This is a genomic window from Streptomyces sp. NBC_00259 (assembly GCF_036181745.1).
Taxonomy (GTDB): Bacteria; Actinomycetota; Actinomycetes; order Streptomycetales; family Streptomycetaceae; genus Streptomyces; species Streptomyces pratisoli.
This window is the reverse complement of sequence record NZ_CP108080.1, coordinates 1,254,353-1,267,759: the sequence shown is the minus strand read 5'-3', so window position 1 is coordinate 1,267,759 and position 13,407 is coordinate 1,254,353. Positions and strand designations below refer to the sequence as shown.

Annotated in this window: 13 protein-coding genes; 12 read left to right on the top strand and 1 reads right to left on the bottom strand. The window is 70.9% G+C overall.

Annotated elements, in window-relative coordinates:
- Positions 1-24 precede the first annotated feature (24 nt).
- Positions 25-1,392, top strand: a complete 1,368-nt coding sequence (locus tag OG766_RS05635) for a replication-associated recombination protein A (protein ID WP_266375790.1) — start codon at positions 25-27, stop codon at positions 1,390-1,392.
- Between the two features lie 9 nt (positions 1,393-1,401).
- On the opposite strand, the gene OG766_RS05630 is transcribed toward OG766_RS05635, so the two are convergent.
- Positions 1,402-2,025: a DUF2470 domain-containing protein gene (locus OG766_RS05630; RefSeq protein WP_323137252.1), complete on the bottom strand. Its 624-nt coding sequence runs from the start codon at positions 2,023-2,025 to the stop codon at positions 1,402-1,404.
- 317 nt (positions 2,026-2,342) lie between these two features.
- Between OG766_RS05630 and rpsD the strand changes: the two genes are divergently transcribed.
- From rpsD to aroQ, 11 genes are all read left to right on the top strand, one after another.
- A complete protein-coding gene (gene rpsD, locus OG766_RS05625; protein ID WP_093658307.1) occupies positions 2,343-2,954 on the top strand; it encodes a 30S ribosomal protein S4 in 612 nt (203 codons plus the stop codon).
- 200 nt (positions 2,955-3,154) lie between these two features.
- Positions 3,155-3,586 carry a DUF948 domain-containing protein gene (locus OG766_RS05620; RefSeq protein ID WP_266375793.1) on the top strand — a complete coding sequence of 144 codons (432 nt, stop codon included), beginning with the start codon at positions 3,155-3,157 and terminating at the stop codon, positions 3,584-3,586.
- A gap of 5 nt (positions 3,587-3,591) precedes the next feature.
- Positions 3,592-3,939 carry a DUF6167 family protein gene (locus tag OG766_RS05615; protein WP_266375795.1) on the top strand — a complete coding sequence of 116 codons (348 nt, stop codon included), beginning with the start codon at positions 3,592-3,594 and terminating at the stop codon, positions 3,937-3,939.
- On the top strand, positions 3,939-6,608 hold the full coding sequence (gene alaS, locus OG766_RS05610) for an alanine--tRNA ligase (protein ID WP_266375796.1): 2,670 nt from the start codon (positions 3,939-3,941) through the stop codon (positions 6,606-6,608). The genes OG766_RS05615 and alaS overlap by 1 nt, the downstream gene beginning before the upstream one ends.
- A gap of 94 nt (positions 6,609-6,702) precedes the next feature.
- Entirely contained in the window at positions 6,703-7,167 is a 465-nt protein-coding gene (ruvX, locus tag OG766_RS05605) for a Holliday junction resolvase RuvX (RefSeq protein ID WP_266375797.1), read from the top strand.
- A gap of 101 nt (positions 7,168-7,268) precedes the next feature.
- Positions 7,269-9,062: an endolytic transglycosylase MltG gene (mltG, locus tag OG766_RS05600; protein WP_266375798.1), complete on the top strand. Its 1,794-nt coding sequence runs from the start codon at positions 7,269-7,271 to the stop codon at positions 9,060-9,062.
- Positions 9,040-9,882, top strand: a complete 843-nt coding sequence (locus OG766_RS05595) for a shikimate dehydrogenase (protein ID WP_266375800.1) — start codon at positions 9,040-9,042, stop codon at positions 9,880-9,882. Before mltG ends, OG766_RS05595 begins: the two co-directional genes overlap by 23 nt.
- A gap of 177 nt (positions 9,883-10,059) precedes the next feature.
- Positions 10,060-11,244, top strand: coding sequence for a chorismate synthase (gene aroC / locus OG766_RS05590; RefSeq protein WP_266375802.1), 1,185 nt, complete (start codon positions 10,060-10,062; stop codon positions 11,242-11,244).
- Entirely contained in the window at positions 11,241-11,795 is a 555-nt protein-coding gene (locus OG766_RS05585; RefSeq protein ID WP_266375804.1) for a shikimate kinase, read from the top strand. The genes aroC and OG766_RS05585 overlap by 4 nt, the downstream gene beginning before the upstream one ends.
- Complete coding sequence (gene aroB, locus OG766_RS05580) at positions 11,792-12,886, top strand: 3-dehydroquinate synthase (protein WP_266375806.1); 1,095 nt, start codon at positions 11,792-11,794, stop codon at positions 12,884-12,886. The genes OG766_RS05585 and aroB overlap by 4 nt, the downstream gene beginning before the upstream one ends.
- A complete protein-coding gene (gene aroQ / locus OG766_RS05575) occupies positions 12,883-13,323 on the top strand; it encodes a type II 3-dehydroquinate dehydratase (protein WP_266375808.1) in 441 nt (146 codons plus the stop codon). Before aroB ends, aroQ begins: the two co-directional genes overlap by 4 nt.
- Positions 13,324-13,407: the final 84 nt, after the last annotated feature.

Genomic DNA, 13,407 nt, shown 5'->3' with positions numbered 1-13,407 from the left:
GTGCCCTCACTTAGGCTTCTTCACGTGGAGCCCGATCTCTTTACCGCCGCAGCAGAGGAACGCCAGGAGAAGGACCCGTCCGCGAGTCCCCTGGCGGTCCGGATGCGCCCGCGCACCCTCGACGAGGTCGTGGGACAGCAGCATCTGCTGAAGCCGGGTTCACCGCTGCGCAGACTCGTCGGCGAAGGCTCCGGCGGGCCCGCCGGAGCCTCGTCGGTGATCCTCTGGGGCCCGCCGGGCACCGGCAAGACGACGCTCGCGTATGTCGTCTCCAAGGCGACGAACAAGCGCTTCGTCGAGCTCTCCGCGATCACGGCCGGCGTCAAGGAGGTCCGCGCGGTCATCGAGGGCGCCCGTCGCGCCGCCGGCGGCTTCGGCAAGGAGACCGTCCTCTTCCTCGACGAGATCCACCGCTTCAGCAAGGCCCAGCAGGACTCCCTGCTCCCCGCCGTGGAGAACCGCTGGGTGACGCTGATCGCGGCGACCACCGAGAATCCGTACTTCTCGGTGATCTCCCCGCTGCTGTCCCGCTCCCTGCTGCTCACCCTGGAGCCGCTCACCGACGACGATCTGCGCGCCCTGATGCGGCGGGCACTGGCCGAGGAGCGCGGTCTCGGCGACGCGGTGACGCTGCCCGACGACGCCGAGGCGCATCTGCTGCGGATCGCCGGGGGAGACGCCCGGCGGGCGCTGACCGCGCTGGAGGCCGCCGCCGGCGCGGCCCTCGCCAAGAGCGAGAAGGACATCTCCCTCACGACCGTGGAGGAGACCGTCGACCGTGCGGCCGTGAAGTACGACCGGGACGGCGACCAGCACTACGACGTGGCGAGCGCGCTCATCAAGTCCATCCGCGGCTCCGACGTGGACGCGGCCCTGCACTATCTCGCCCGGATGATCGAGGCGGGGGAGGATCCCCGGTTCATCGCCCGGCGGCTGATGATCTCGGCCAGTGAGGACATCGGCCTCGCCGACCCGACGGCGCTGCCGACGGCCGTCGCCGCCGCCCAGGCCGTGGCCATGATCGGTTTCCCCGAGGCGGCGCTCACCCTCAGCCATGCCACCATCGCGCTGGCCCTGGCCCCGAAGTCCAATGCCGCGACGATGGCGATAGGCGCCGCTCTCGCGGATGTGCGGGGCGGTCTGGCCGGCCCGGTCCCGCCGCATCTGCGCGACGGCCACTACAAGGGCGCGGCCAAGCTGGGCCACGCCCAGGGGTATGTGTATCCGCACGACGTCCCGGGCGGCATCGCCCCGCAGCAGTACGCGCCGGACGCGGTCCACGGCAAGCGCTACTACGAACCGACGCGGTACGGCGCGGAGGCACGCTACGCGGACGTGGTCGAGAAGGTCCGCGAGCGCCTCCGGGGCGGTGAAGCGGCGAACGACCGCTGAGGCGCCTCGTCAGCCCATCGCCGCGGAGAAGAGCGTGTGCATGGCCTGCCGCAGCTCCCCGGTGTCCCGCACCGGCTCGGGGAAGTCGAAGCGCGCGTCGAAGGCGCGGCCCCCCTTCTTCTCCGTGATGCGCACCCGCAGCCCGAACCGGTCGAGCGCCAGCGGCACCACGTCATGCGCCGCAGCAGAGGCCTTGCCCTTGCGGTCGCCGAGCAGGGTGGCCAGCCCGCGCACCTGGTCGGCGTGGGTGGAGTGCAGATGCTGCAGCAGTTCCGCCTCGTGCCGCGCGACCGGATCGGGCTCGGTCCTGCCGAGGTCGTCGGGCTCCACACAGCCCGTGCCCCACAGGTCGTCCACGGAGATCTCGCCGGTCTCCAGCCGTACGAGCATCCAGGACGGGTGCTCCGCGTCGCTCTCCAGCACCGCGCGCACGGGGTGCCGCTCGGCGAGCAGTTCCCGGTAGCGGTCGCGGTCCTCGTTGCGCACGGCGGTGAGCCAGCCGGCGAGCCAGGCGCGGCCGCGGATGCGCTGCCGTACGGCGACGGGGGCGACATCCGTGATCTCCATCACGCAGGTCAGGTCGTCGTCCTGGGCGTAGGCCGCGGCCCTGGCGGTGGGAGAATCCCATGGCACAAGGAGAACGACGTCCCCCTCAGGGGTGACGGTGCGCGCGGCGGGTTCCCAGAACCCGGGACCCTGGTCGCGAGCACCCGGCAGCGTGAGGGATACTGAGGCGTTGTACTCAACGAGGGTTCGTACGCGCTCGGCTTTGGTGGGCTGCCGAGCGTCTTCCCTGGGACGCGGCTGACCTTGTTCATCGTCGTCGTAAGCAGGCGCTGGGGCGTCTGAACTGCGATGCGCACTGGGCAGGGGGATCCCATGTGGTCGAGACATTACGTCCTCCTCGATTAAGGTAAGGCTCACCTAACTTACATGGAGGTAGGTTCCCCGTGAACCAGTCGCGACCCAAGGTCAAGAAGTCGCGTGCACTCGGCATCGCCCTGACGCCGAAGGCCGTCAAGTACTTCGAGGCTCGCCCCTACCCGCCGGGTGAGCACGGCCGTGGCCGCAAGCAGAACTCGGACTACAAGGTCCGTCTGCTCGAGAAGCAGCGTCTTCGCGCCCAGTACGACGTCTCCGAGCGTCAGCTGGTCCGTGCCTACGAGCGCGCCAGCAAGGTCCAGGGCAAGACGGGTGAGGCCCTGATCATCGAGCTCGAGCGCCGTCTCGACGCCCTGGTGCTCCGTTCCGGCATCGCCCGCACGATCTACCAGGCCCGTCAGATGGTCGTTCACGGCCACGTCGAGGTCAACGGTGGCAAGGTCGACAAGCCCTCGTTCCGTGTCCGCCCGGACGACGTCGTCACGATCCGCGAGCGCTCCCGCGAGAAGCACCCCTTCCAGGTCGCCCGTGAGGGTGGCTACGCGCCCGACGGCGAGACCCCGCGCTACCTGCAGGTCAACCTCAAGGCGCTCGCCTTCCGCCTGGACCGGGAGCCGAACCGCAAGGAGATCCCGGTGATCTGCGACGAGCAGCTGGTCGTCGAGTACTACGCCCGCTGATCCAGCGGTCGTAGACGACCCCGGCTTCGCGCCTCAGCCCGCCGCCACCTCGCCGATTCCGGCGGGGGAGCGGCGGGCTCTCGCGTTCCCGGACGGGGTCGCGTTCCTGTACTGATACGGGTACGGGGCGCGACCTCCGGCGCGATAGGGTCGGACAAAGACTTTCGAAGTGACCCTCGACGAGCAGAGAGCGGTGCAGCGTGACCGGTGGAGAGGTTGCCGGGATCCTGGTGGCTGTCTTCTGGGCGATCCTGGTCTCCTTCCTCGCCGTGGTGCTGGTGAGGCTGGCGCAGACGCTCAGGGCGACCACCAAGCTGGTGGCGGACGTGACCGAGCAGGCCGTGCCACTGTTGGCCGACGCCTCCGCGACCGTCCGGTCCGCGCAGACCCAGCTCGACCGGGTCGACGCCATCGCCTCCGACGTCCAGGAGGTCACCTCCAACGCCTCGGCGCTCTCCACCACCGTCGCCTCGACCTTCGGCGGCCCGCTGGTGAAGGTCGCGGCGTTCGGCTACGGCGTACGCCGGGCGATGAGCCGCAACAAGACCGACGTGCCGCCCGCGCAGACCCGTCGCACGGTCGTCGTCGGCCGCACCGTACCGGCCGCGAGGCGCCGGAAGCAGAAGGGCTGAGCGCGATGTTCCGTCGTGCGTTCTGGTTCACCGCGGGCGCCGCCGCCGGCGTGTGGGCCACCACCAAGGTCAACCGGAAGCTCAAGCAGCTGACCCCGGAAAGCCTGGCCGCACAGGCCGCCAACAAGGCGGTCGAGACCGGGCACCGTCTCAAGGACTTCGCCCTCGACGTCCGGGCCGGGATGGCCCAGCGCGAGGCCGAGCTCGGCGAGGCCCTGGGGATCGAGGAGCCCGTCGACCGGGGACTGCCCGCGCAGCGCGGTCGCGCCGCCCTCGAAAACCAGAAGCAGTACAGGAAGCACTACGAGATGCTTGACAAGAAGCATCCGTACGACCGGAATGAGGACCACTGATGGAGTCGGCTGAAATCCGCCGCCGCTGGCTGAGCTTCTTCGAGGAGCGCGGGCACACCGTCGTGCCTTCGGCGTCGCTCATCGCGGACGACCCGACTCTGCTCCTGGTCAACGCGGGCATGGTGCCCTTCAAGCCGTACTTCCTGGGCGAGACCAAGCCGCCCGCCCCGCGCGCCACCAGCGTGCAGAAGTGCGTGCGTACGCCCGACATCGAAGAGGTCGGCAAGACCACCCGCCACGGCACGTTCTTCCAGATGTGCGGCAACTTCTCCTTCGGCGACTACTTCAAGGAAGGCGCCATCAAGTACGCCTGGGAGCTGCTCACCGGCTCCGTGGCGGACGGCGGCTACGGACTGGAGCCGGAGAAGCTCTGGATCACGGTGTACCTCGACGACGACGAGGCCGAGCGCATCTGGCGCGAGGTCGTCGGCGTCCCCGCCGAGCGCATCCAGCGCCTCGGCAAGAAGGACAACTTCTGGTCCATGGGCGTGCCCGGCCCCTGTGGCCCCTGCTCGGAGATCAACTACGACCGTGGTCCCGCGTTCGGCGTCGAGGGCGGCCCGGCCGTCAACGACGAGCGCTACGTGGAGATCTGGAACCTGGTCTTCATGCAGTACGAGCGTGGCGAGGGCACCTCCAAGGAGGACTTCGAGATCGTCGGAGACCTGCCGAGCAGGAACATCGACACCGGTCTGGGCCTCGAGCGTCTCGCCATGATCCTGCAGGACGTGCAGAACATGTACGAGACCGACACCCTGCGCGTCGTCATCGACAAGGCCACCGAGCTCACCGGCGTCCGCTACGGCGAGAACCACGACTCGGACGTGTCCCTCCGCGTGGTCGCCGACCACCTGCGGACGTCCGTGATGCTCATCGGCGACGGAGTCACCCCCGGCAACGAGGGCCGCGGCTACGTGCTGCGCCGCATCATGCGCCGCGCCATCCGCAACATGCGCCTCCTCGGCGCCACCGACCCGGTGGTCGCCGCTCTCGTCGACGTGGTCATCAAGACCATGGGGCAGCAGTACCCGGAGCTGGAGACCGACCGCAGGCGCATCGAGTCCGTCGCGCTCGCCGAGGAGGTCCGCTTCCTCAAGACGCTGAACGCCGGTACGAACGTGCTGGACGGCGCCGTCACCGAGGCCCGCAGCGCCGGCTCGAAGGTCCTCTCCGGCGACAAGGCCTTCCTGCTCCACGACACCTGGGGCTTCCCGATCGACCTCACCCTGGAGATGGCCGCCGAGCAGGGCCTGACCGTGGACGAGGACGGCTTCCGCCGGCTCATGAAGGAGCAGCGGGAGCGCGCCAAGGCCGACGCCAGGGCGAAGAAGACCGGCCACGCCGATCTGTCCGCCTACCGCGAGGTCGCCGACACCTCCGGCTCGACCGAGTTCACCGGCTACGGCCACACCGAGGGCGAGTCGACCATCGTCGGTCTGCTCGTCGACGGTGTCCCCTCTCCGGCCGCCTCCGAGGGCGACGAGGTCGAGGTCGTCCTCGACCGCACACCGTTCTACGCCGAGGGCGGCGGCCAGCTCGCCGACCAGGGCCGGATCAAGCTCGACACGGGCGCCGTCATCGAGGTCCGCGACGTCCAGCAGCCGGTCCCCGGTGTCTCCGTGCACAAGGGCTCGGTGCAGGTCGGCGAGGTGACCGTGGGCGCCTCCGCCTACACCGCCATCGACGTCACGCGCCGCAGGGCCATCGCCCGCGCCCACAGCGCCACCCACCTCACCCACCAGGCGCTGCGCGACGCCCTCGGCCCGACGGCCGCCCAGGCGGGCTCCGAGAACTCCCCGGGCCGCTTCCGCTTCGACTTCGGCTCGCCCGCCGCCGTCCCCGGCACGGTCCTCACCGACGTCGAGCAGAAGATCAACGAGGTCCTGGCCCGCGAGCTCGACGTCCAGGCCGAGGTCATGAGCATCGACGAGGCCAAGAAGCAGGGCGCCATCGCCGAGTTCGGCGAGAAGTACGGCGAGCGCGTGCGGGTCGTCACCATCGGCGACTTCTCCAAGGAGCTGTGCGGCGGTACGCACGTCCACAACACCGCCCAGCTGGGTCTGGTGAAGCTGCTCGGCGAGTCGTCGATCGGCTCCGGCGTGCGCCGGATCGAAGCCCTCGTCGGCGTCGACGCGTACAACTTCCTGGCCAAGGAGCACACGGTCGTCGCCCAGCTCCAGGAGCTGGTCAAGGGCCGCTCCGAGGAGCTGCCGGAGAAGATCGCGGCCATGCTCGGCAAGCTGAAGGACGCCGAGAAGGAGATCGAGAAGTTCCGCGCGGAGAAGGTCCTCCAGGCCGCCGCCGGTCTCGTCGAGAGCGCCAAGGACGTGCGTGGCATCGCCCTGGTCACCGGCCAGGTCCCGGACGGCACCTCCGCCGACGACCTGCGCAAGCTGGTCCTCGACGTCCGGGGCCGCATCCCGGGTGACCGTCCGGCCGTCGTGGCCCTGTTCACCACGGCCAACGGCCGTCCGCTGACCGTCATCGCCACCAACGAGGGCGCCCGTGGGCGCGGCCTCAAGGCCGGCGAGCTGGTCCGTACGGCCGCCAAGACCCTCGGCGGTGGCGGTGGCGGCAAGCCCGACGTCGCCCAGGGCGGCGGCCAGAACCCGGCCGCGATCGGCGACGCCATCGACGCCGTCGAGCGTCTGGTCGGCGAGACGGCCTGATCGTGAGCGACGCGCGTGCGGCCGGCGGGCCGCGGCCGACGACGCCACCCGCACTGCGCCGCGCGGGCGCGGAAGCGAGCGGGGTGTGAGTGCGATGCGCAGAGGACGTCGTCTTTCGATCGACGTCGGGGACGCCCGCATCGGGGTCGCGTCGTGCGACCCCGACGGGGTCCTGGCCACCCCGGTGGAGACCGTGCCCGGACGTGATGTCCCGGCCGCCCACCGGCGGCTGAGGCAGCTCGTCGACGAGTACGAGCCGATCGAGGTCGTCGTCGGCCTGCCCCGCTCGCTGAGCGGTGGGGAGGGCCCGGCGGCGGCCAAGGTCCGCGGCTTCGCCCAGGAACTGGCCCGGGGCATCGCCCCCGTGCCGGTACGACTGGTCGACGAGAGGATGACCACAGTGACGGCCGGGCAGGGCTTGCGTGCCTCGGGCGTGAAGTCCAGAAAGGGCCGGTCTGTCATCGACCAAGTGGCCGCAGTTGTCATCCTTCAGAACGCTTTGGAGACCGAACGGACCTCCGGGGGTCCCCCGGGCGAGGGCGTCGAAGTGGTCATCTGATCGCGATACGGTAACGTTCCGCGCGATGCGGCGGTGTTCGAACACCGCCGCACAACGTAGAGGCGGACCGTCCGTGCCCGCCTCTCGGCTCTAGGGGATCGATGACTGAGTATGGCCGGGCCCCCGGCTCCGAACCGTGGCACCCCGAGGACCCGTTGTACGGGGACCAGGGGTGGAGAGGACAGCAGGGCGACGGCTCTGCGTCCTACGGCGGCCAGCAGCAGTACCCGCAGCAGCCGCAGGCGCCCGAGCCCCACTACGGCAACGATCCGCAGTACCAGACGGGATACCAGCAGCAGTATCCCCAGCAGCAGCAGTACGACGGCCGGCAGCAGTACGACGGCGGGCAGTACGCGCCCCAGCAGCAGGGACATCAGCAGGGGCAGCAGCAGTACCCCCAGCAGCAGCACGGGCAGCAGCAGTACGGGCAGCAGCAGTACGCCCAGCAACAGCAAGGGCAGCAGCAGTACGACCAGCAGCAGTACGGCGGCCACTGGGACACCGGCCAGCAGCCCGTGATGCCGTACGACCCGAACACGGGAGCCGTCCCGTACGGCGCGGGAGCCGACCACTACGGCACACCCGACGCCTACCCGCCGCCGCAGCCTCCCGGCCGCCGCGGCGCCCCGCCGCAGCAGGCACAGCAGACTCGGCAGGCGCCCGCGCCGGAGGACGACTGGGCGGCGGAGCCGCAGGAGGAGGACCACCCGTTCTTCACCGGCGAGGACCGTCGTGAGGACGACGACCACGACGAGGACCCCGGCGACGGGCGACGTGGCGGTGACGGCGGACGCGGCCCGGGCAAGAAAAAGAAGAAGGGCCGCAACGGCTTCGCGTGCCTGTTCGTCGCGGTCGTCCTGGTCGGCGGGGCCGGCGGCCTCGGCTACGTCGGATACCAGTTCTGGCAGGGCCAGTTCGGCGCGGCACCCGACTTCGAGGGCGCCGGCAGCGGTCAGGTCCAGGTCACGGTCCCGCCCGGGGCGAGCGGCACCGAGATCGGGGCGCTCCTCAAGGAGGCCGGCGTCGTGAAGAGCGTCGACGCCTTCGTCTCGGCACAGAGCGAGAACCCCCGGGGCCGCAGCATCCAGGACGCCGTGTACACCCTGAAGAAGGGCATGTCCGCGGACGAAGCCGTCAAGCTGATGCTCAACCCCGCCAGCCGCAACGGCCTCTCCTTCGCCGAGGGCGCGCGCAACGTCCAGATCTACGAGCAGATCGACAAGCGTCTCGAACTCGACCCCGGCACCACCAAGTCCGTCGCCGAGAAGCAGGCGAAGACGCTCGGGCTCCCCGCATGGGCGCAGGGCCACGAGAACGTCAAGGACCCGCTGGAAGGTTTCCTCTACCCCGCCACCTATCCGGTCGCCAAGGGGGCCAAGCCCGAGGACATCCTCAAGGCGATGGTCAAGCGGGCCAACCAGGAGTACGGGAAGGTGGACCTCGAGGCCAAGGCGAAGCAGCTCAAGCTGAAGAACGCCTGGGAACTGATCACCGTGGCCAGCCTCGTGCAGGCCGAGGGCAAGAACGAGACCGACTACAAGAAGATGGCCGAGGTCGTCTACAACCGGCTCAAGCCCACCAACACCGAGACCAACCAGAAGCTGCAGTTCGACTCGACCTACAACTACCTCAAGGGTCAGAGCAAGATCGACATCACTGAGGAAGAGATCAACAGCAATCAGGACGCGTACAACACGTACACCCAGAAGGGGCTGCCGCCCGGGCCCATCGGCAACCCCGATCTGACGGCGCTGAACGCCTCGATCACCCCGACCTCGGACGGCTGGATGTACTTCGTGGCGACCGACGGCAAGCACAAGACCGAGTTCGCCAAGACCCATGCGGAGTTCGAGAAGCTCAGGGACAAGTTCAATGAACAGCGCGACAGCGACTGACACCCGCCGGGCCGCGGTCCTCGGGTCGCCCATCGCCCACTCGCTCTCCCCGGTGCTGCACCGGGCCGCCTACGCGGCGATGGGCCTCACCGGCTGGTCGTACGACCGCTTCGAGGTGAGCGAGGCGGACCTGGAGGGCTTCCTGGGCGGGCTGGACGCCTCCTGGGCGGGGCTGTCCCTGACCATGCCGCTGAAGCGGGCGGTCATCCCGCTGCTCGACGCGATCAGCGACACCGCGGCGGCCGTCGAGGCCGTCAACACCGTCGTCCTCGACGAGGACGGCCGGCGCACAGGGGACAACACCGACATCCCCGGCATGATCGCCGCGCTGCGCGAGCGCGGCGTCGAGAAGGTGGACCACGCGGCCGTCCTCGGCGCCGGCGCCACCGCGTCGTCCGCGCTCGCCGCGCTCGCCCGGATCTGCACGGGACCGGTCACCGCGTACGTACGCAGCCATGTCCGTGCCGAGGAGATGCGCGGCTGGGGCGAGCGGCTCGGGGTCGAGGTGCACACCGCCGACTGGGCGGAGGCGGGACATGCCTTCGACTCCCCGCTCGTCGTCGCCACCACGCCCGCGGGCGCGACGGACGCCCTCGTTCCGTATGTGCCGGAGCGTCCCGGCACGCTCTTCGACGTCCTCTACGACCCGTGGCCGACGCCGCTCGCGGCGGCGTGGGCCGAGCAGGACGGCTCCGTCGTCGGCGGACTCGACCTGCTCGTGCACCAGGCCGTTCTCCAGGTCGAGCAGATGACCGGCCGCTCCCCGGCGCCGCTCGCCGCGATGCGCGCGGCCGGCGAGGAAGCCCTCGCCGGGCGCTGACCTCGGCCCCGCCGCCTGGCGCGATCCCGTCCGTCTGCTGGACCACTGGCCGGGTCGGGTGCCCGGACGTGGGAGGATCAGGGGAGGCGGGCCAGGGTCGCGCGCCCCCTGGCTGTGGCCGGGAGGTACCCCCGGGTCGCGCCGTCGCAGTTCGAGGCGCGAGCAGGAGGAGCACCGTTGAGCAGGTTGCGCTGGTTGACCGCGGGGGAGTCGCACGGACCCGCACTGGTGGCGACGCTGGAGGGTCTTCCCGCCGGTGTCCCGATCACCACGGAGATGGTGGCGGACCACCTTGCCAGGCGGCGCCTCGGCTATGGACGCGGTGCGCGGATGAAGTTCGAGCGTGACGAGATCACCTTCCTGGGCGGCGTGCGGCACGGCCTCACGATGGGCTCACCGGTCGCGATCATGGTGGGCAACACCGAGTGGCCGAAGTGGGAGAAGGTCATGGCGGCCGATCCCGTCGACCCGGCGGAGCTGGCCGAGCTGGCCCGAAACGCCCCGCTGACCCGGCCCCGGCCCGGTCACGCCGATCTCGCCGGCATGCAGAAGTACGGCTTCGACGAGGCCCGTCCGATCCTGGAGCGCGCCAGCGCCCGCGAGACCGCGGCCCGGGTCGCCCTCGGTGCCGTGGCCCGGTCCTACCTCAAGGAGACCGCGGGCATCGAGATCGTCTCCCACGTGGTCGAGCTGGCCGCCGCCAAGGCCCCCTACGGGGTCTACCCGACCCCGGCCGACGTCGAGAAGCTCGACGCCGACCCGGTGCGCTGCCTCGACGCCGACGCCTCGAAGGCGATGGTCGCCGAGATCGACCAGGCCCACAAGGACGGCGACACCCTCGGCGGCGTCGTCGAGGTCCTCTCCTACGGAGTGCCGGTGGGCCTCGGTTCGCACGTGCACTGGGACCGTCGTCTGGACGCCCGGCTCGCCGCCGCGCTCATGGGCATCCAGGCCATCAAGGGTGTCGAGGTCGGCGACGGTTTCGAGCTCGCCCGCGTCCCCGGCTCCAAGGCGCACGACGAGATCATCGCCACCGAGGACGGCATCAGGCGCACCTCCGGCCGCTCCGGCGGCACCGAGGGCGGCCTGACCACCGGTGAGCTGCTGCGCGTACGGGCGGCCATGAAGCCGATCGCGACCGTCCCGCGGGCGCTGAGGACCGTCGACGTGAGCACGGGCGAGGCCGCCGCCGCGCACCACCAGCGCTCCGACGTGTGCGCCGTTCCGGCCGCCGGCATCGTCGCCGAGGCCATGGTGGCGCTGGTCCTGGCCGATGCCGTCGCCGAGAAGTTCGGTGGCGACAGCGTGCCCGAGACCCGCCGCAATGTGCGGTCGTACCTCGAGAACCTGGCCGTCCGGTGAGCCCACGGGTCGTACTGGTCGGGCCGATGGGCGTCGGCAAGTCCACCGTCGGGGCCCTCCTCGCCGAGCGCCTCGGCACCGGCTACCGGGACACCGACGCCGACATCGTCGCCGCCCAGGGCCGGGAGATCTCCGACATCTTCATCGAGGACGGCGAGCCCCGCTTCCGCGAGCTGGAGCGCGCGGCCGTCCGTGCCGCCGTCGCCGAGCACACGGGCGTCCTCTCCCTCGGGGGCGGCGCCGTCCTCGACGAGGGCACCCGCGAGCTGCTGTCCGGGCTGCCCGTCGTGTACCTCTCGATGGACGTCGAGGAGGCCGTACGCCGGGTCGGGCTGAACACCGCCCGCCCGCTGCTGGCCGTCAACCCGCGCCGCCAGTGGCGCGAGCTGATGGAGGCCCGCCGGCATCTGTACACCGACGTCGCCCGTGCCGTCGTCGCCACCGACGACCGCACCCCCGAAGAGGTCGCCCAGGCGGTCCTCGACGCACTCGACATGCAGCACCTCCCCGGGGGCGAGCCCCGGACCCCCGGCCAGGAGAAGACCCGATGACCGAGCAGGCAGTGACCCGTATCCAGGTCGGCGGCACGGCCGGCACCGACCCGTACGAGGTGCTCGTCGGCCGCCGGCTGCTCGGGGAGCTCCCCGGGCTGATCGGTCCCAGGACCAAGCGCGTCGCCGTCATCCACCCCGAGGCGCTCGCCGAGACCGGTGAGGCGATCCGCCAGGACCTCGCGCGACAGGGCTACGAGGCCGTCGCCATCCAGGTGCCCAACGCGGAGGAGGCCAAGACCGTCGAGGTCGCGGCCTACTGCTGGAAGGCCCTCGGCCAGACCGGCTTCACCCGCACCGACGTCATCGTCGGCGTCGGCGGCGGCGCCACCACCGACCTGGCCGGGTTCGTCGCCGCGAGCTGGCTGCGCGGGGTGCGCTGGATCGCCGTACCGACGACGGTCCTCGCCATGGTGGACGCCGCGGTCGGCGGAAAGACCGGCATCAACACCGCCGAGGGCAAGAACCTCGTCGGTGCCTTCCACCCGCCGGCCGGGGTGCTGTGCGACCTCGGCGCGCTGGACTCTCTCCCCGTCCACGACTACGTCAGCGGCATGGCCGAGATCATCAAGGCCGGCTTCATCGCCGACCCGGCCATCCTCGACCTCGTCGAGGCCGACCCGGAAGGTGCCCGCAGCCCGGCGGGGCCGCACACGTCGGAGCTGATCGAGCGCTCGATCCGGGTGAAGGCCGAGGTCGTCTCCAGCGACCTCAGGGAGTCGGGCCTGCGCGAGATCCTCAACTACGGCCACACCCTGGCGCACGCCATCGAGAAGAACGAGCGCTACAAGTGGCGGCACGGGGCCGCCGTGTCGGTCGGCATGGTCTTCGCGGCCGAACTGGGCCGTCTCGCCGGGCGGTTGGACGACGCGACCGCCGACCGGCACCGCACCGTCCTGGAGTCCGTCGGGCTGCCGCTGACCTACCGCGGCGACCAGTGGCCCAAGCTGCTGGAGACCATGAAGGTCGACAAGAAGTCCCGCGGCGATCTGCTGCGCTTCATCGTGCTCGACGGTCTCGCCAAGCCGACCGTGCTGGAGGGACCGGACCCGGCCGTGCTGCTCGCGGCCTTCGGCGAGGTGTCCGCGTGAGCCGGCGCGTCCTCGTCCTGAACGGCCCGAACCTCGGCCGGCTCGGCTCGCGGGAGCCGGACGTGTACGGCGCCACGTCCTACGAGGGGCTGGTGGAAGCCTGCCGCTCGCTCGGCAAGGAGCTCGGCTTCGACGTCGACGTCCGTGAGACGAACGACGAGGGCGAGATGATCCGCTGGCTGCACGAGGCGGCGGACGGGTCGATCCCCGTCGTGATCAACCCCGGTGCCTTCACGCACTACTCGTACGGGATGCGGGACGCGGCGGCCCAGCGCACGGCCCCGCTCATCGAGGTGCACATCTCGAACCCCTACGCACGCGAGGAATTCCGCCACACTTCGGTGATCGCGGCGGTCGCCTCCGGAACGGTCGCGGGCTTCGGCATCGGCTCGTACCGGCTGGCCCTGCGCGCACTGGCCGAGGAACTCGGCGGCTGAAGCCGCCCGGTCCGGGCACTCCGTACCGGCCCCGGCCGTTCCCACTGGGGCGGCCGGGGAGGGTACCGTTCGGTACGGGCCGGT

Excerpts from the sequence above, each read along its gene's own strand:
- OG766_RS05615 (WP_266375795.1), top strand. The coding sequence starts at position 3,592 with ATGTTCCGTCGTGCGTTCTGGTTCACCGCGGGCGCCGCCGCCGGCGTG.
- alaS (WP_266375796.1), top strand. The coding sequence starts at position 3,939 with ATGGAGTCGGCTGAAATCCGCCGCCGCTGGCTGAGCTTCTTCGAGGAG.
- ruvX (WP_266375797.1), top strand. The coding sequence starts at position 6,703 with ATGCGCAGAGGACGTCGTCTTTCGATCGACGTCGGGGACGCCCGCATC.
- mltG (WP_266375798.1), top strand. The coding sequence starts at position 7,269 with ATGACTGAGTATGGCCGGGCCCCCGGCTCCGAACCGTGGCACCCCGAG.
- OG766_RS05595 (WP_266375800.1), top strand. The coding sequence starts at position 9,040 with ATGAACAGCGCGACAGCGACTGACACCCGCCGGGCCGCGGTCCTCGGG.
- aroB (WP_266375806.1), top strand. The coding sequence starts at position 11,792 with ATGACCGAGCAGGCAGTGACCCGTATCCAGGTCGGCGGCACGGCCGGC.